Origin of the sequence: Bacillus sp. TH30 (assembly GCF_016650875.1) — a bacterium.
GTDB lineage: Bacteria > Bacillota > Bacilli > Bacillales > Bacillaceae_G > Bacillus_A > Bacillus_A mycoides.
Genome location: NZ_JAEKEY010000002.1, coordinates 356,043 through 373,040 on the forward strand (window position 1 = coordinate 356,043; position 16,998 = coordinate 373,040).

The window sequence follows — 16,998 nt, forward strand, 5'->3', positions numbered from 1 at the left end:
TTTTAAACAATTGATTTATTAGACACATTCGCTTCCGTTTTACGTTTTGAAATTACATAATAAAAAGCAATCCCTAATGATAGGATCAATATACAGCTCAGTACATAAAACGGGATCATTACCCCTGCTTTAGATACGCCTGCCGTAAACAACATTAATAATACAATTCGAATTCCTGTGCCAATTAATCGAAATAAGCTGTCCACACGTCCCATTACTTCGTTTGGGATTTCTTCCATCATCAATACATTTCTCGCCACTCGTGTTCCAGCATTTCCAATCGCATGGAAAATCGCTAGTCCATATAATAACATAATGGAAGGCTCAATAATCATTGCGGTAATTGAAATTACATAAATAACCATCGTCATAACGATTGAAATTTCTATTTTGACATATTTCATCATGATTGGAATACTTATTCCTGCAAGAACCGCTCCGACACCGTACATCATACCTTCAATTGCGTATACAGAGGCACTAGCTTTGAGTATATCTGAAATATATACTGGGATTAAATAATTTGCCATCATGACACCGATAAACGGCATATAAGTCGCTAGTAAAAACCAAAATAACTTAGGGCGCTTTTTCATAAAGTGAATTCCTTCGAACAATTGCTTCTTAAATGTTGCTTTCCGTTTTACTTCTTTTTTCTTTACATACGGTATACATAAGAAAAGAAAAAATGCTCCTGCAAAAGTTAACATATCCACTAACAAGATCCATTTCAAAGAAATAATCTCAATTAAAAAGCTAGCAGCTGCGCCTGAAATAACTTGCGTTAATTGTCCTTGTATTTCCATTGTGCCACTTAAACTTTTATAATGCTCTGATTGAAATATTTCTTGGTTAAATGCAAATATTGTGGGATAGAATAATAGATAATAGAAAGAACCTGCTATATAAATAATAATGTAATGAATAGAATTGTATGATTGCCCAGCAAATCCCCAAATGGCCATCATTCCTATAATGGCTATCCCGATACCTTCGTTACATAACAATAAAGATTTTCTTGAAAAACGATCTATGCTTTGCCCAATGAATGGTGTTAGTAAAAACATGATGAGAGTTGCAACGATAGAAACATAACCAAATGTTGTCTCTCCTCCACTTTCCTTAATTAACAACCACGGAATCGTTATCATAACAATCCCGGAACCAATAGCGGATAAACTATTGGCTCCTAGAATGTAATACAAGCGAGAATCATGATAAAGAGAGGACATATCACTCAACTCCTAATTGTTTTTTCACCTCTTTATATACGCTCATATATGCTTTTAATTCTTTAACTAAATCATGAATTAATGGTTTTGCATCTTCTCCAAGTTCACTATCTTGCACATGTAATCCATCAAGCACGACTTGTTTTGGAATTGCGTTTGCGTAAACGCCTCTAGCGACAGTGCGCATACTATTTAATGCGTTTATTCCCCCTTTACCTCCTCCAGCAACTGCTAGTAATGCGACAGGCTTATGGATGAATTCACTGCTACTTAAGTAATCTAACGAATTTTTCAGCGCTCCGCTCATCGCATTATGATATTCTGGTGTACATAGTACTACTCCATCCGCAGCTTTCACTAAAGCTTTTAATTTTTTTACTGCCTCTAATTCACGTTGTGATTCTTCTCCATTATATAAAGGCAATTCCGCTACTGCTAAATCGTATAACTCCCCTTCAAATTGCTCTGCAATATATTTTGCCACAACGCGAGTTCTTCCAAATTTTCTTGGTGTACCATTAATTACGACTAGTTTCATAACCATTTCTCCCCTTTGTTTTAAAATTCTACCTTTATATTATCAGAAATTTCTATACAAAATACAGTAAAAAGAGGTAAAAGCTTTCATAAAATAGTATGAGAAATAAAAAAAGAACTCATACTTTCGTATGAGTTTCACAAAACTAATTTTTCACAACCTCATGTCCACCGAATTGATTACGAAGAGCTGAGACAACTTTCCCATGGAATGTATCATCTTCTTGTGAACGGTAGCGCATAAATAATGACATAGCGATAACTGGTGCCGCTGCTTGTAATTCAAGCGCAGTTTCAACAGTCCATTTCCCTTCTCCTGAAGAGTTCATAACACCTTTAATGCCATCAAGTTTCGGATCTTCTGCAAATGCTTTTTCAGTTAAGTCCATTAACCAACCACGGATAACCGATCCGTTTGCCCATACTTTTGCAACATCTTCATAATTGAAATCAAAATCACTTTTATCTAGTACTTCAAATCCTTCAGCGATTGCTTGCATCATTCCGTATTCAATACCGTTGTGAACCATTTTTAAGAAATGCCCACTACCGACGCGGCCTGCATATGAATAACCATTTTCTACCGCTAAATCTTTAAATAAAGGTTCTAGTTGATCATAAATTTCTTTTTCTCCACCAACCATCAAGCAAGCACCGTATCTAGCTCCTTCCACACCACCTGATGTACCGATATCTACATAATATAAACCAAAGCTTTTCGCTTCTTCAGCACGGCGTAACGTATCTTTATAGAATGAATTTCCGCCTTCAATAACGATATCGCCTTCCTCTAATAATGGATATACATCTTTTAGTACTGACTCGACAACTTCTCCTGCAGGTACCATTACCCAAATTGTACGAGGTGCTTCTAGTTCAGCAATCATTTCTTTTAACGTATGACGAGCAGTAATCCCTAATTCCCCTGCCTTTTCAACAAGCTCATTATTTACATCGTATACAACTACTTCATGCTTGTCTTCATGTAAGTGTTCAGCTAATGGGAATCCCATTTTTCCTAATCCGATTAAACCTAGTTTCATATTAATCAATCTCCCATTCTATACAAATATATTTAATAACGAAATTAGCCCAAGTGCTACAACAGATAATATTGTCTCCATTGCAGTCCATGTTAATAATGTTTCTTTCACAGTCATTCCGAAATACTCTTTAATCATCCAAAATCCAGAATCATTTACATGCGATAAAATTAATGACCCTGCTCCTGTTGCAAGTGCCAGTAACTCTACGTTCACTCCTGGTGTACTTGCTGCAATCGGTGCCACTATTCCTGCTGCTGTCATCATGGAAACAGTAGCAGAGCCAGTCGCGATTCGAATAAGTGCAGCAATTCCCCAACCTAATAATATCGGTGAAATATGTGATTCTTTCGCCATCTCCGCAATTGTAGTTCCAATTCCAGAATCTAATAACACTTTATTAAAGGCACCACCTGCACCGATAACTAACAGTATGTTTGCAATTGGGCCTAAACAATCATTTGTAACTTGTAAGACTTTGTCTTTAGAAAACCCTTTTGCATAGCCAAGACTAAAGAAAGAATATATCGTTGCAATTAATAATGCGACTATTGGATCTCCAATAAAATGCAATACTTGTGCAAGTTGGCTTGTTTTATTTAATGCTACTTCTGCTATCGATGCACCTAGCATAAGAAATACTGGAAGTAAAATAGTAAACAATGTATTTCCGAAGCTAGGAAGTTCCTTCTTCTTATCTCTTTCAATAAATTGCTCCGCTATATCTAACGGTACTTCTTTATGTATACGAGCACCAATCCATTTCCCGTAAAGCGGACCTGCAATTATTGCAGTTGGAAGTCCGACAATTAATGCATACAAAATTGTCTTCCCTACATCTGCTTTAAATATACCTACCGCTGCCATAGCTGCTGGATGCGGTGGAACAAGTCCGTGTACAACCGAAAGACCTGCTACTAGCGGAATACCGATTGTAATAAGTGATACCCCTGTTTCTAACGCAATTGTAAATACTAACGGAATTAATAGTACAAATCCAACTTGGAAAAATACCGGAATCCCTACTATAAATGCAACGAACATCATTGCCCAGTGAACACGCTTTTTCCCAAAACGTCCAATTAATGTGTTAGCAATTCGTTCAGCACCGCCAGACTCAGCCATCATTTTTCCTAGCATTGTTCCTAAAGCTAAAACAATCGCTAAAAACCCTAACGTATTACCGAGACCTAATTTAATAGAATCGATAATCCCCGGATGTTGTGGTGAAGTTCCAATTAAGGGCATCCCCATTGCTAGCCCAACTCCGATTGCTGTTAAAATTAACGCGACAAATGGATGCCATTTTACTACCGTAATTAGTAAAAGTAATATGACAACAGCCGCTAGTACGATTCCAACTACCATTTCTCCCAATCCCCCTATTGTTTACGTTGGAAAGCAGCTATACAATCAAATTCTTCTTTCAAACGATTGTAAAGTCGTTCATACATATAAAACATCTCTAAATATAAAGCCGTATTTTCTTTATTCGGTACATGGTGATGGACAATATCAATCCAATCCTTCACCTCTTCAAGAGAATCAATTTTCCCAATTGCATACAAAGCAAGTGCTGCTGCCCCAAGCGCAGATGCTTCATGACTTTCTGGAACAAGCAATTCTTTCCCCATCATGTCAGATAACATTTGTCTCCAAAATGCAGATTTCGCAAAGCCTCCTGAAACACGTATTTCAGTAAGTGGCCCTGTACAATCTCGAATGGCAAGTGCTACTGAATACACACTCATACAAACACCTTCCATAACTGCTCGTATGAAATGTTCACGTTTATGCTGAAGGTTTATACCGAAGAATGTACCTCGAGCATTTGCATTCCAGTAGGGTGCACGTTCTCCAGATAGAAACGGTAAAAATAGTAATCCATCTGCTCCAGCTGGTACACTTTCTGCATACTTAATTAATAAATCATAAGGATCAATTCCAAGCTTTCTTGCTACCTCTTGCTCTGGGCTACCAAATTCATCACGTAACCATCTAAGTAATATTCCACCGTTATTCGTTGGTCCGCCGATCACCCAGTGCTCATCTGTTAATGCGTAACAAAAAGTTCTTCCTTTTTCATCTGTATTAACACTCGATGAAATTGTTCGAACCGCACCACTTGTCCCGATCGTAATTGCAGCTGAGCCAGGTGATATTGCACCGACACCTACATTTGCAAGAACACCATCACTTGCACCAATAACAACCGGAGTATCCTCACTAATACCCATCTTTTGTGCTAATTCCGGCTTCATTCCCGATAAAATATATGTAGTTGGTACAGGTGTTGATAATTGTTCTGGTGACATATTTAACATAGTTAAAACAGCTTCATCCCAGTTTAATGTTTTTAAATTAAATACCCCTGTAGCAGATGCGATAGAATAATCAACTACATAGCGTGAAAATAATTGATAAATGACATACTCTTTAATGGAAATAAATTTATGAGCAGTTCTGAATAAATCCGTTTCTTCTTCTTTCATCCACAGTAATTTAGAAAGTGGTGACATCGGATGAATTGGTGTACCAGTTCTTCTATAAATGTCATGACCATTCATTTGTTGTAATAGTTTTTCTGATTGCTTTGTGCTTCTATTATCTGCCCAAATAATAGAGCGCGTTAACGGCGCACCGTTTTCATCTACAGCAATTAAGGCATGCATCGCTGTACTAATCCCGATAGAAGAAATATCTTCCGGTGACACGTTACCCTTTCCAATGGCAACGCTTACAGTTTTATATACAGCAGCACATATTACATCAGGATCTTGCTCAGCCCATCCGACGTTCGGTTGAATAATTGGATAATCAATTGCATGTGAAGCAACGACTTTTCCTTTTTCAGTGAATACAACCGTTTTCGTACTTGTGGTACCGATGTCAACCCCGATTACTCTCCCCCTTGTTTCCATGCGAACCTTCCCTTCGTTTCTAGCAAAATACGATCTAGTAAACCGTTTACATGAATTAGTATATAAAATATTTTTTCATAAATCAAGTTATGAAAAGAAAATTTTTTTCAAACCAAAATGTACCTCTCATCTTCTAAATCATTCTCTTTATCTTTTTTAAATAACCTTTTTAATTTATCAAACATTCTTTCCCCTCCACCTAAAGATAATAATATATAAGTTCTCGTTTTCTTAGCTTGATGGACATAGGGCGTGGCTGCCTACTATCACTTTTTTACCTTGTAAATATATGTTCCATACTATAAAATCTAATAGTATTTATATTTTTCTGAAAAATCAAAACAAAATATGAACTTTATTGTATAATGTTGTAAAAAGATGTCGGAGGGATTTAATGTTATATAAAATATCTCAATTCACAATAAAACTTTCATCAATTCTTTTATCACTCTTACTATTACTAAATTTACCTTATTTATTTATCACTCAACAGGGATTCACTTTTCAACCAATTCATTTTTTTAATCAGATCGTTACTATGTTAAAACAGGTTTTCTCCCCTGAATCATTAGTAGTTATGGGATCAGACCCGAAATTTGGTCATTTCAAAAAGACACCATTATTTCCAACTGTTTTAGAACCTTACCTATATTCATTTACTGTATTATTTATAGCCTTTTTGCTTGCACTCTTTCTATCATCTAGTATGGCATTTTTTTATTTTTTAGCAAAAGATTATATAAAAAAATGGATAAACCGAATTGTGTTCATATTAGAAGCTGTCCCTGATATGATGATGATGATTTGTTTGCAAATATTTTTCATATGGGTACTTCAGAAATTCGGGGAATCTCCTGTCACCATTATTTCTTTTAATGAAAATCGAGCTTATTTACTCCCTATTTTATCTTTAGCAGTCTTACCTACATTACAAATGTTTCGGATGATGGTGTTATACATAAAAGAAGAACATGAAAAACATTACGTAGAGGTTGCATATGGAAAAGGACTTTCATCAAGTTATATACTATGCATTCATTTATTCAAAAATATATCTATCCACTTCTTTCATCATTTAAAAACGATTTTTGTTTTCTTACTTTCTAACTTATTCATTTTAGAATTTGTTTTTAATATGGAAGGCATTATTCAATTTTTATTTAAGAAGGCGTTTATTTCACCTCCAGCTGCATTTATCATACTTGTTATGATTATTTTACCGTTTTATGCCATTTTTCAAATAATCTCATTCATGATGAATAGATGGAAAAAGCAATTGAAAGGAGCAGCATTATGAAATCTATTTGGAAATCAAAACGATTTTTAATCGGCTTTACTTATCTATTCATACTTGTTTCAGCTAGTTTTATTTATAGTTGGTTCTTTAAAGATAACATCCCAAAACCTCCTCAGTTACTTTACAATGACAATAACGAATTACTTGGAAAGGCCCCCTTTTCGCCATTGTTAATGCCGCCTTTTGGATCTGATCGTTTTGGAGAGTCTGTTTTCTTACAAATTGTAGAAGGAGCAAAATTCACCATTTTATTAGCCGTGGCAATTAGCTTCTTTCGAATTTTATGCGGAACATGTATAGGAATCCTCTTGAGTTTATACGCTCCAAGATTCAAGAGATTTTTCCAGGCATGCTCAGAAGTTTTTTACTATATTCCTACTTTATTTATCGCATTTATACTCATCACGCCCGTTAATATTGTAATCATATCAAATGCTGATAGATTAGATCCAAATATTTCATTTGCGTTTTATCAAGTTCTCGTACTTATTTTCGTCGCTCTACCTACACTTTCTTTATATATCTCCTCAGAGGTTGATGAATTTATGAAACGAGATTACATTTTAAGTTCACAATTACTGGGTGCTAGCCGTTTTCATATTATCAAAAAACACTTACGAGTCTTATTACTTGATCGCTTATTTGTGTTATTTATGGAACATATCGTCCAAACACTCATACTCGTTATCCATTTAGCGTTGCTTGATATTGTAATTGGTGGGATACAAATGCGTGAACTCTATGACGGAGTACTCAAACCTGTTTCTCTATCGAATGATTGGGCAGGCCTTATTGGATTAAATCGTTATGAAATGAATATTTCATGGTGGATTATTTTGTATACTCTCGTTTCATTCTTTATTACGATTCTATTTATTAAGCTTATGACAATCGGGATTCAAGATGCACTGAAAGCAAGAGATTCGCAAGTTGTAGCAATTCAAACCGTTCCAGATCATAAAAAATTTGTTAAAAATAAAGATTCTTTTTCGTTTGCAAATAAAGTGAACCTTTAATCATGTCTCATCAATCAAGTATTAATTGGCATTGATATTAGTAGAATATAAAAAAGATGATCCCTATTGAATACGAGGGATCATCTTTTTTATGCCGTCTAACTTTTTTACATACCCTTTGCTAGACTCATGCTTTTTATATTTAAAATGAATTATTTACAATCACAATTATGCTGTTTAAAATCGATTACCATACGTCCTTGAATTCTACCTTGTTCCATTTCTTCGAATACATTTTGTACTTTATCTAGAGAACACGTTTGAACAACTGGCACTACTTTTCCTTCTGCGCCGAACATAAATGCCTCCTCTAGATCCTTACGAGTACCAACTAGAGAACCAACTACTTCAATCCCGTCTAATACAAGTCGTGGAATGTTTAAATCCATAGTTTCTACTGGTAAACCTACCGCAACTACTTTACCGCAAGCACGTACTGCATCAACTGCTGAGTTGAATGCTACTTTAGAAACTGCTGTTACTACAGCAGCATAAGCACCACCAAACTCCTCTTGAACAATTTTATCAGCAGGACCTTGAGAAATTGGATTGATAGTCATATCAGCACCAACTTCTTTTGCTAAGGCTAATTTGTCGTCATTGATATCTACTGCAATTACCTTTGCACCAAATACGTTTTTAGCATATTGGATAGCTAGGTTACCTAATCCACCACAACCATAGATTACGATAGGTTGACCAGGTTTAATGTCTGATACTTTTATAGCTTTATATGTAGTTACGCCCGCACATGTGATTGATGATGCTTGAGCAGGATCTAATCCTTCTGGTACCTTCACCGCATAATCAGCTGTAACAATACATTGTTCAGCCATACCACCATCTACTGAATAACCAGCATTTTTCACTTCACGGCAGAATGTTTCTCTCCCCGTTACGCAATATTCACAACGTCCACAAGATTGGAACATCCATGCAATACTTACACGGTCACCTATCTTTAGTGAAGTAACATCATCAGCAATTTTAGTAACAATACCTACACCCTCATGACCAAGGATGCGGCCATCGGTATTTCCAAAATCATGATTCGCAACGTGTAAATCAGTGTGGCAAACTCCACAATACTCTACATCTACTAGCGCTTCACCCGAGTGTAACGGACGTAATTCTTTTTCAATAACTTCAATATTTGCTTTGCTGTTTTTATTAACTACTACTGCTTTCATATGTGATCTCCCCTTTAGTGTTTTAGAGTTTTAATGAGTTTATCTCACAACTACTGTCCTCACTATTTTGGCTAATTATTGTACCAAATTTAAGTGTTCAATCATCATTACAGGTTCATCATAACATGGAATTTCATAAGCTTATTGTAAAATATTGAACAATATTTGAATTATTACCCAATACGTATTTTGATGTATCAAGCTACTTGTTAAATTTCATATGCAAAATATCGAGGTTTAAAAAATGAATGGTCTAAAAGATGAGAGATTATTATTATAGGTAATTGGCATATTTCTATAGACACTTAGAACAAGTAGATCTAGAGGGTATATCAACAGACTACTCGCCAATATAAAAAGCTCTTCATTTGAAGAGCTTTTTATATTCGCTTCATCGAAATAGTTTCACGTATACTTTGTAAATTTTGTAGTGTTTCCTCTTGTCGCTGCAATGACAATCCCACATACAAAGTATCTAATAAACTAAGCTGCGCTAATCGTGACGAACTTGCTTCTGTACGAAATTCCGTCTCACGCGTCGAAGTATATAATGTTATATGAGCAAGTTGGCTTAATGCCGATTTTTGATAGCTCGTAATCGCAATAATTTTGGCCCCTCTTGCTTTCGCTACTTCTAACGCTTCAAGTAAACCTTTATTACTGCCCGAATGAGAAATTGCAATGACCACTGCTTCTTTTGTCAGCAAGCCAGCTCCCATAATTTGAAAATGTGAATCCGTATGAGCAATACAAGAAATACCCGTTCTCATAAACTTATGATAAGCATCCATCGCAATAATACCTGAACCACCATTTCCATAAAACTCAATTCGTTTCGCTTCATTCAGCGCACTTACTGCCTGTTCCAACGCGTTATCGTTTAACAAATGTAATGTATCTTGCAGTCCTGTAATATGTGAATGAAAAACTTTTTTAGCAACAGTGACAATATTATCTTCTACCGATACTTCCTCATGAATATTTTGCATCGGGGTATGTACAATCTCACGAGCTAATGTAATTTTCAAGTCTTGGAACCCTTGAAAACCTAAGTGTTTGCATAAGCGGAATATCGTTGCTTCGGAACTATTCGTAACTTCCGCTAATTCCGTAATCGATTTATGTACAACATCTTGTGGATGTTTCAAAATATGTTCGGCAATACTTCGTAATTTCGGTGATAAACCATTTAACGAAGCCTGAATCTTTCCAATCCCACTTTTTGTACCAGGCATAGCGTATCTTCCCCTTCCATAGTAGCTTTATCCCGTATTAACGGGCAGTAAGACTCCCACCTCAAAATTCGATGAATGCAAGGGAGTTAGGTGGGAGATCAACTACCCGTAAAAACCCGATTGGTTCAACTAATAATCAGTGGGGATGGCCCCCCACTGATTAAAGTTTCACTTTATTGTACCTAATTATTGAAAGAAGAAAAACCTTTATTCGGCATCTCTATACATTTTAATTTCTCATATGTATTCTTCCATAGCATATGACACAATTATTCATACTTATTTCTAGTTTTCCCCATGCTTTACTGCGTATAAGGCAGCTTGTGTACGATCATCTACTTCCAATTTAGCCAATACGTTAGAAACGTGTGTTTTCACAGTTTGTTCTGTAATATGAAGTTCTGCTGCAATCTCCTTATTGCTTCTTCCTTTCGCAATTTCACGAAGTACTTCTTGCTCCCTTTTTGTTAACATAGAAAAAGGATTCTCTTTTTCTTTCTTGACTGCTGATCGTCCTAATAGTGCTGGTGTTACTTTCGGGTGAAAATTTGCGTTTCCTTGATATACCGCAACGATTGACGCAACGAGTTGATCTGGCTGCACTTCTTTTAATTGATAACCATCTGCCCCAGCTTCTAATGCTGGTAAAACGTAATCTTGTTCTGAAAAACTACTGAGCATAAGAATTTTTATTGTCTCATCGTATTGTTTTATAAGTTTTGTCGCTTCAATACCATCCATTTTCGGCATTGATAAATCCATTAATACTACATCTGGCCTTTCTGTTTGGACGAATGTTAATGCTTCTTCACCATTTGCTGCTTCCCCAATAATTTCAAATTCTTCTCTCGTCTTCAAAAAGAATACGAGTCCCCTTCGAACGATATGATGATCTTCTACAAGTAATAATTTAATTTTCACTGACGTTCTCCCTCTCAAACCGGTAATTGAATTTCTATCTTTGTCCCCTTTTCCGGTTCTGCTTTTATTCGAAAAATTCCCCTCATTAATTCAATTCGTTCTTTCATACTTTTCAAACCAAGTGCTGACTCTCTTACTTGATCCTGTATAAATCCTATTCCGTTATCTTCTATGTAAAAATGCAACTTATTATTTTCTATCCTTAAATGAACACATACTTTTTCACATGAGGCATGTTTTTTACAATTATGTAATGCCTCTTGGCTTATACGCCATAAAACTTCTTCTATTTCATCTTCAATTAAAACCATTCCATCAATTCGAACTTCCACTTGAATCCCTAACAGTTTTCCGTAATTTTGAATCGCTTCTGCTAAACCTTTCTCTAATCCTTCAGGCCTTAATTGCCAAATCAAAAGTGTCATCTCTTGTAATGCTTCCTGTGATAATTCTCCAATATAACTTAACATCTCTTGCAAGTCTCTATCCTTCGTCATATTTAGAGTCCCTTTCGCTGTTAGCATAATTGAAAATAACAATTGTTTAACGGAATCATGTAGGTCACGTGCAAGTCGATTTCTTTCAGCTACTACTACATATTTTCGTTCTTTCTCAACTAATTGAATACGTTGTATTGTCGTTCCAATTTGAAATGCAATCGCTTCTAATAACGCTAACTCTTCCTCAGAAAAATGTGTTTTATGGGGCGAGGCTACATTTAATAAACCGAATTTCTCTGATCCAGATCTTAGCGGGATTGTCGCATGATGTGTAACATCTTCGGTCTCTCCCCAATTACATTCAATCGCATCCTCTATTCGTTTACATTCAATAATATTTGTCGCTTTTTCCAATCTTCCATTCACAAAACGTTCTACACACCAACAATCTCCTTCACACATCGGCTTCTTTTCCTGCCACGTAAGAGCTGGGGGTAAGTTTTGGTCTACAAGCATACGATGCTTTCCACTTTCATCAATAAAGAATATCCACCCTGTTTGTAAATTCATAACTTGTAATAATGTATGTAACACTTTTCCTAACATTTCCTGTAAGTTTGTTGCTTCATTTAGTAACTCAGCAATTTCTTTTAATGCTTCTAAACGATGCATCTCTTTTTCATCTATGTTCATTCTCATCACCAACTACCATTATAACATTAAGAAATTTCTAAATACTACAAACAAAAAGAACTGAATTCCTTCAGCTCTTTTTTAGGAGATATCCCATACAGTTCATTCAAATCTGCTGATTTGCAAATCTAAATTCTAAACCAAAACAGAAATTAGCTAATTTTCATTAACTGTCTGATAAAGATTGTCCCACATGGATATTCTGTAAACTTTCAGTGTTAACGAACATATTCGCTGCTGGCATTTGCACTTGATTTTTATGGAACATAGACATTAATTCAAATCTTACTTGTCTAGAAGTTTCAAAATAATCTTCTGGCTTAATCAAACCTGTAATACAAAATTCATATCCAACATATTTAAGGTTAGGATTTAAGTCTGTAACTCCAACATATTTAAATGGTTCAACCGCTTCATCAGCTACTCTATAAAGACTTTGATCCAATTTTTCATTACAAATAACACATACTTCTTCTAACAATTCCTTAACTCTTGTAGGATCTTCCTGATAACTTACCGTGATGCGTTCAATAACTCGCATCCATCCTTTATTAAAATTTTGTATCGTTCTAATCTCTCCGTGTGGTATGGTAAGGAGTTTCCCTGACCATTCACGAATTTGCATAAAACGAATACTAATTTCCTCAATAGTTCCTGAATTTGTTCCGTTAAAAGTAACAAAATCGCCAACACGAAACTCTTTGTCCGCTAATCTTGCAAAACCTAATATGACATCTTTTAGCATCTGTTGTGCAGCAAAACCGATGACAACTCCCGCTATCCCTGCGCCTGCAATAATACTTTTTATATCTACAAATTGACTAATTAAATATATGATCAGACTGATGATAATGATATACCTAAAAATAGATCGAATTACACTTTGAATCGTCTGCTCTACCTCTTCATCAAAAAAGCTTGATTTTCTAAAAAACCAATCAATAATGCGGTTTATGACAAAAGAAATAATCATAAGAACTAAAGCAAATAGTAAAAACCTTAAAAGTAAAAACTCCCTTACATAATTAAAAAACTCTTCAGTATACGTTAATAAACTCATCCATCCACTTCCTTACTAATAAAAATTTCATACAAAGCTACTATATTTTAAATACGCATTTATCATCTCAACACTTGTTTTCGAAACATCTTTCATCCTGATCTTAAATCGTACTTTCTTAACTATGTATTTGTATTCATTGTTCATCTTCAACAATATAACCCTTTAATCAATCTTTCAACTTCAGATGTTCTTTTCTATTTACTATAACCGATACGATAAACTTAACTAAATCTATACAATTCAATCAAATTTACACAAGTTAGTGCTTCAAAGTGTTCTCGCAACCCCGAAGGGACGAGGGGTATAACACTCCACACGAGGCAGTATCGTTACCTCCTATTATCAAGCAATTATTTTACCCATCTTGATAAATTTATCGAAGCATTCAAATCTCTATCGTGATGGCTATTGCATTGAACACAGTTCCATTCACGAACCTTTAAACTCCACTGCCCTTCTGGTTGAACTGAATGTTCGTATTTAACTCCACAACTTGAGCAAATCTTGCTTGAAGCGAACCATTTATCAGCTTTTACATATGCAATGCCGTACTTCTCACACTTGTATGATAAACATTGAAAGAAGAAGTTTAATTTTTGAAATGAAAATGCTTTCGATAGTTTTTTGTTTTTTAACAGGTTTGAGATATTTAAGTCTTCCACAACAATCCTCATTGGTTTGGTTTTCACCAATTTAGCTGTTGCTTGATGGATATGGTTATTTCGGATATTCGTAATTTTCCTAGACAACCGAAGGTGTTCGATTTTTGCTTTTTCATATCCTGCGGATTGAATTTTTACACCTTTTGTAAATCTCCTAGACATATCTCTTTGCGCTGACTTTTTCCTTTTCAAAAGTTTTTTAACCTTGGCATCTTTGTTTATATTTCGTTCTTTCGTACCATTAGAAGCCACAAACAGCTCTTTTAAACCAACATCCACACCAATCGACTCATCGGTTAATTCTTGTGCTTCAAAGGATTCTTCGAACCCTACACTAATCCACCAGTGACGACCATCAAAGGTAACTCTTGGATTTGATGGTTTTTTGTTTCTTGGTAGTTGTTGGCTTGTTTTCACTTCTCCAATGGACTGAATATCAACTACTTTCTTTCCTATAATCAGTCTTTCATAATTGGCATAAAATCCTTGGATTAAATCTTTTTTGGATTTATAAGAAGTGTGATAACCATTTTTGTACTTTTCGAACGAATTTTTCCTCGCCTTGTCAAAATCTTTTGAAGCCTGTTTGGGAACTTGTGCATTGATGTCTTTTAACCACTTATATCTCTTTCGCTTCTTGATCTTTGTAAATCGTTTCTGTAAAACTAACTGTGAAACAGATTTTCCAAATAGCTTATAGTATCTATCACTCATTCTTTTACAATAGTTATAAGCGAATCTTGCAGCACCAGCATGGTTTCTAAGCACTTTTTCTTGTTCAGGCGTTGGAATCAGTCTGACTTTCTTCGCCAATATCATCAGAAGTCAACTCCTTGATTATCTGTTTGGTCTTTTTAGAGCGCTTGCCTTGAAGTTTACAACTAAATACTGTAATGATTTGAACAAGGTTCCTGTTCTTCTGTTTTAGCAGTATTGTCAATTATTTCAATCGCTGTTCCGTGTAGTTGACAGATCTTTTCAACCAACTCATAACCGAACCTCACAAGCCTATCTTTGTGCATGACAACAACTTTTTCAACCTCATTGTTCTCAATGCGTTCAATTAACTTGTTAAAGCCTTTTTTCTTATAATTGATCCCAGAGCCAATATCTTCGATAATTTCAAATTGATAACCTCGTACGATGAGATATTGCTTCATTCTATCGACTTGTCTTTCCAGGTCATTTTTTTGACTCGAAAAACTAACTCTACAATAGCCAATTATGATGCGGTTATTCGGTCGCTCACCTTTTAGATAATGAATGATTTGTTCTTCTGAATAATAGCGTGTTTTGCCACCAGTAATCTTTTCAGGCACTAATTCACCACTTTGGTGCATTCTCCTGAGTCTACTCGGATGCAAACCTGTTAATTCTGATACTTGACTAACTCGTAAAAATTTCATTATTATTCTCACCTCATTGAATCTACCATAATACATACGTTCGATAGATTCAATGAAGTTCGATAGATTTAATTAGATTTATCTTGTTCAACTAAGGGCGCAATTCCTTAGCCAGTTCTCTTATGAACTTCTCATGTTTTCACATGAGCGCAGACTATATGTTTATCTACTTAGAGATAGAGGATTTTTCCACCACCATAGGCTTGTGATGTACTCTCGTCAGTTATACGAGATAGTCGTTGAACGTTCATCTTATCAATTTTGACTTAGATGATTCGAGGCGGAAGACCCATTGTTCTAGTGTTTAGGATTTAACCTTGCACGATTTGATTGATTTTTTCTGCTTTCGCGACATTCACGCTCGCTATTTCTAGCCACGCTGTAGTTCAATCAGCTTTAGGGATTGCCCGCAGTTAACCCTCACTACTAGCCAATCACTTGACTAGCAGGGCTTACTGATTGATATATTTAATTAACTTTAGTTATAATTGGTTAAATAAATCGTAACAGTTAGTTACCCTTTTTAATCCCCTAAAGGGATATTACAATAGAATTTTTTATAAACGACTTTCTTTTAAGTCCGCAATACTCACCTCGTTAAAAGCAGACGAAGCTGAATCATTACATGTACAATTTTTTGATTTAAATGGGCTACCAGAAAAGATTAGCCCGTTCATTAAAAAGTTAATTCAACAGCAAGTCGTCTCTATTTAAATGTGAAAAAGAGACCTTTTTGAAGGTCTCTTTTTTTCACTTCACTTCTGCATTTAAACAAGATTTAAAATGTCCAAGTGCATATTCATGCCCTTGCGCATTAAAAGATGCTACTGCTTTTTCATAAACCACAATTTGAAACCCTTTGTTATAAGCATCTACTGCTGTATGAAGGACGCAAATATCTGTACATACACCTACAAGATGCACTTCCTCTATTCCTCTTTCTCTTAGCTTCATTTCTAGATCCGTTCCTGCAAAAGCACTGTAACGTGTTTTGTCCATATAGTATACATTCTCTGCATTTTTATATTTCTCGCATACATCTTGTAATTCACCAAATAAGTCTCTTCCATTTGTACCTGCTATATTATGAGGTGGAAACAATTTCGCTTCTGGATGATATACATCATTGTCTTCATGTTTATCGATCGCAAATACTACGTAATCACCTTTTTCAATAAATTGTTTCGTTACACTTACAAGTTCCTTCTCAATTTCTTGACCTGGTTTCCCACATGTTAAAGCACCTTTTTCAGCTACAAAATCATATGTATAATCAATATTTATAAGAGCTCTTTTCATAACTACAATCTCTCCTTCTTCTGTTTCACAGTAAACAATAGAA

General features: G+C 35.3%; 14 protein-coding genes and 2 pseudogenes. 3 read left to right on the plus strand and 13 right to left on the minus strand.

The window, feature by feature from the left end; genetic code table 11:
• Window positions 1-2: 2 nt before the first annotated feature.
• The 5 genes from JFU20_RS04075 to gntK form a co-directional block, all read right to left on the minus strand.
• Entirely contained in the window at window positions 3-1,232 is a 1,230-nt protein-coding gene (locus JFU20_RS04075; protein ID WP_016102081.1) for an MFS transporter, read from the minus strand.
• 1 nt (window position 1,233) lies between these two features.
• Window positions 1,234-1,770 carry an NADPH-dependent FMN reductase gene (locus tag JFU20_RS04080; protein WP_002031805.1) on the minus strand — a complete coding sequence of 179 codons (537 nt, stop codon included), beginning with the start codon at window positions 1,768-1,770 and terminating at the stop codon, window positions 1,234-1,236.
• A 145-nt stretch (window positions 1,771-1,915) separates the two neighbouring features.
• The gene (gene gnd, locus JFU20_RS04085) at window positions 1,916-2,812 is read right to left on the minus strand and encodes a phosphogluconate dehydrogenase (NAD(+)-dependent, decarboxylating) (protein ID WP_201038362.1); all 897 of its coding nucleotides are present in this window, start codon (window positions 2,810-2,812) and stop codon (window positions 1,916-1,918) included.
• Between the two features lie 18 nt (window positions 2,813-2,830).
• Window positions 2,831-4,180 (minus strand): GntP family permease, encoded by a 1,350-nt coding sequence (locus tag JFU20_RS04090; protein ID WP_002165883.1) that lies wholly within the window; start codon window positions 4,178-4,180, stop codon window positions 2,831-2,833.
• Window positions 4,181-4,194: 14 nt separating this feature from the next.
• The gene (gene gntK, locus JFU20_RS04095) at window positions 4,195-5,733 is read right to left on the minus strand and encodes a gluconokinase (RefSeq protein ID WP_002012682.1); all 1,539 of its coding nucleotides are present in this window, start codon (window positions 5,731-5,733) and stop codon (window positions 4,195-4,197) included.
• 394 nt (window positions 5,734-6,127) lie between these two features.
• On the opposite strand from gntK, the gene JFU20_RS04100 reads away from it, so the two are divergent.
• Both JFU20_RS04100 and JFU20_RS04105 read left to right on the plus strand, forming a co-directional pair.
• Window positions 6,128-7,030: an ABC transporter permease subunit gene (locus JFU20_RS04100; protein WP_002012684.1), complete on the plus strand. Its 903-nt coding sequence runs from the start codon at window positions 6,128-6,130 to the stop codon at window positions 7,028-7,030.
• A 221-nt stretch (window positions 7,031-7,251) separates the two neighbouring features.
• Window positions 7,252-8,046 carry an ABC transporter permease subunit gene (locus JFU20_RS04105; protein WP_374222324.1) on the plus strand — a complete coding sequence of 265 codons (795 nt, stop codon included), beginning with the start codon at window positions 7,252-7,254 and terminating at the stop codon, window positions 8,044-8,046.
• Window positions 8,047-8,198: 152 nt separating this feature from the next.
• On the opposite strand, the gene adhP is transcribed toward JFU20_RS04105, so the two are convergent.
• The 7 genes and pseudogenes from adhP to JFU20_RS04140 all read right to left on the minus strand — a co-directional run bounded on the left by adhP (window position 8,199) and on the right by JFU20_RS04140 (window position 15,656).
• Window positions 8,199-9,236: an alcohol dehydrogenase AdhP gene (gene adhP / locus JFU20_RS04110; protein ID WP_002012687.1), complete on the minus strand. Its 1,038-nt coding sequence runs from the start codon at window positions 9,234-9,236 to the stop codon at window positions 8,199-8,201.
• Window positions 9,237-9,616: 380 nt separating this feature from the next.
• The gene (locus JFU20_RS04115) at window positions 9,617-10,471 is read right to left on the minus strand and encodes a MurR/RpiR family transcriptional regulator (RefSeq protein ID WP_002012688.1); all 855 of its coding nucleotides are present in this window, start codon (window positions 10,469-10,471) and stop codon (window positions 9,617-9,619) included.
• A gap of 285 nt (window positions 10,472-10,756) precedes the next feature.
• On the minus strand, window positions 10,757-11,392 hold the full coding sequence (locus tag JFU20_RS04120) for a response regulator (RefSeq protein ID WP_002012690.1): 636 nt from the start codon (window positions 11,390-11,392) through the stop codon (window positions 10,757-10,759).
• Between the two features lie 14 nt (window positions 11,393-11,406).
• A complete protein-coding gene (locus JFU20_RS04125; protein WP_002031724.1) occupies window positions 11,407-12,525 on the minus strand; it encodes a GAF domain-containing sensor histidine kinase in 1,119 nt (372 codons plus the stop codon).
• Window positions 12,526-12,691: 166 nt separating this feature from the next.
• Window positions 12,692-13,585, minus strand: coding sequence for a mechanosensitive ion channel family protein (locus JFU20_RS04130; protein WP_002012693.1), 894 nt, complete (start codon window positions 13,583-13,585; stop codon window positions 12,692-12,694).
• Between the two features lie 353 nt (window positions 13,586-13,938).
• Complete coding sequence (locus tag JFU20_RS04135; protein ID WP_201038363.1) at window positions 13,939-15,069, minus strand: RNA-guided endonuclease InsQ/TnpB family protein; 1,131 nt, start codon at window positions 15,067-15,069, stop codon at window positions 13,939-13,941.
• Window positions 15,029-15,656: pseudogene (locus JFU20_RS04140) on the minus strand (IS607 family transposase). Before JFU20_RS04140 ends, JFU20_RS04135 begins: the two are co-directional and overlap by 41 nt.
• A 594-nt stretch (window positions 15,657-16,250) precedes the next feature.
• Between JFU20_RS04140 and JFU20_RS04145 the strand changes: the two are divergent.
• A pseudogene (locus tag JFU20_RS04145) lies at window positions 16,251-16,370 on the plus strand (NUDIX hydrolase); the annotation flags it as partial.
• A 36-nt stretch (window positions 16,371-16,406) separates the two neighbouring features.
• Here the strand turns inward: JFU20_RS04145 and JFU20_RS04150 are convergent.
• A complete protein-coding gene (locus JFU20_RS04150) occupies window positions 16,407-16,955 on the minus strand; it encodes a cysteine hydrolase family protein (protein ID WP_002012695.1) in 549 nt (182 codons plus the stop codon).
• Window positions 16,956-16,998 lie beyond the last annotated feature (43 nt).

What these genes read in the sequence shown, in the direction of transcription:
- JFU20_RS04080 (WP_002031805.1), bottom strand. Translation starts at nt 1,770, where the DNA reads ATGAAACTAGTCGTAATTAATGGTACACCAAGAAAATTTGGAAGAACT.
- JFU20_RS04090 (WP_002165883.1), bottom strand. Translation starts at nt 4,180, where the DNA reads ATGGTAGTTGGAATCGTACTAGCGGCTGTTGTCATATTACTTTTACTA.
- gnd (WP_201038362.1), bottom strand. Translation starts at nt 2,812, where the DNA reads ATGAAACTAGGTTTAATCGGATTAGGAAAAATGGGATTCCCATTAGCT.
- JFU20_RS04130 (WP_002012693.1), bottom strand. Translation starts at nt 13,585, where the DNA reads ATGAGTTTATTAACGTATACTGAAGAGTTTTTTAATTATGTAAGGGAG.
- JFU20_RS04075 (WP_016102081.1), bottom strand. Translation starts at nt 1,232, where the DNA reads ATGTCCTCTCTTTATCATGATTCTCGCTTGTATTACATTCTAGGAGCC.
- JFU20_RS04100 (WP_002012684.1), top strand. Translation starts at nt 6,128, where the DNA reads ATGTTATATAAAATATCTCAATTCACAATAAAACTTTCATCAATTCTT.
- adhP (WP_002012687.1), bottom strand. Translation starts at nt 9,236, where the DNA reads ATGAAAGCAGTAGTAGTTAATAAAAACAGCAAAGCAAATATTGAAGTT.
- gntK (WP_002012682.1), bottom strand. Translation starts at nt 5,733, where the DNA reads ATGGAAACAAGGGGGAGAGTAATCGGGGTTGACATCGGTACCACAAGT.
- JFU20_RS04115 (WP_002012688.1), bottom strand. Translation starts at nt 10,471, where the DNA reads ATGCCTGGTACAAAAAGTGGGATTGGAAAGATTCAGGCTTCGTTAAAT.
- JFU20_RS04150 (WP_002012695.1), bottom strand. Translation starts at nt 16,955, where the DNA reads ATGAAAAGAGCTCTTATAAATATTGATTATACATATGATTTTGTAGCT.
- JFU20_RS04125 (WP_002031724.1), bottom strand. Translation starts at nt 12,525, where the DNA reads ATGAACATAGATGAAAAAGAGATGCATCGTTTAGAAGCATTAAAAGAA.
- JFU20_RS04135 (WP_201038363.1), bottom strand. Translation starts at nt 15,069, where the DNA reads ATGATATTGGCGAAGAAAGTCAGACTGATTCCAACGCCTGAACAAGAA.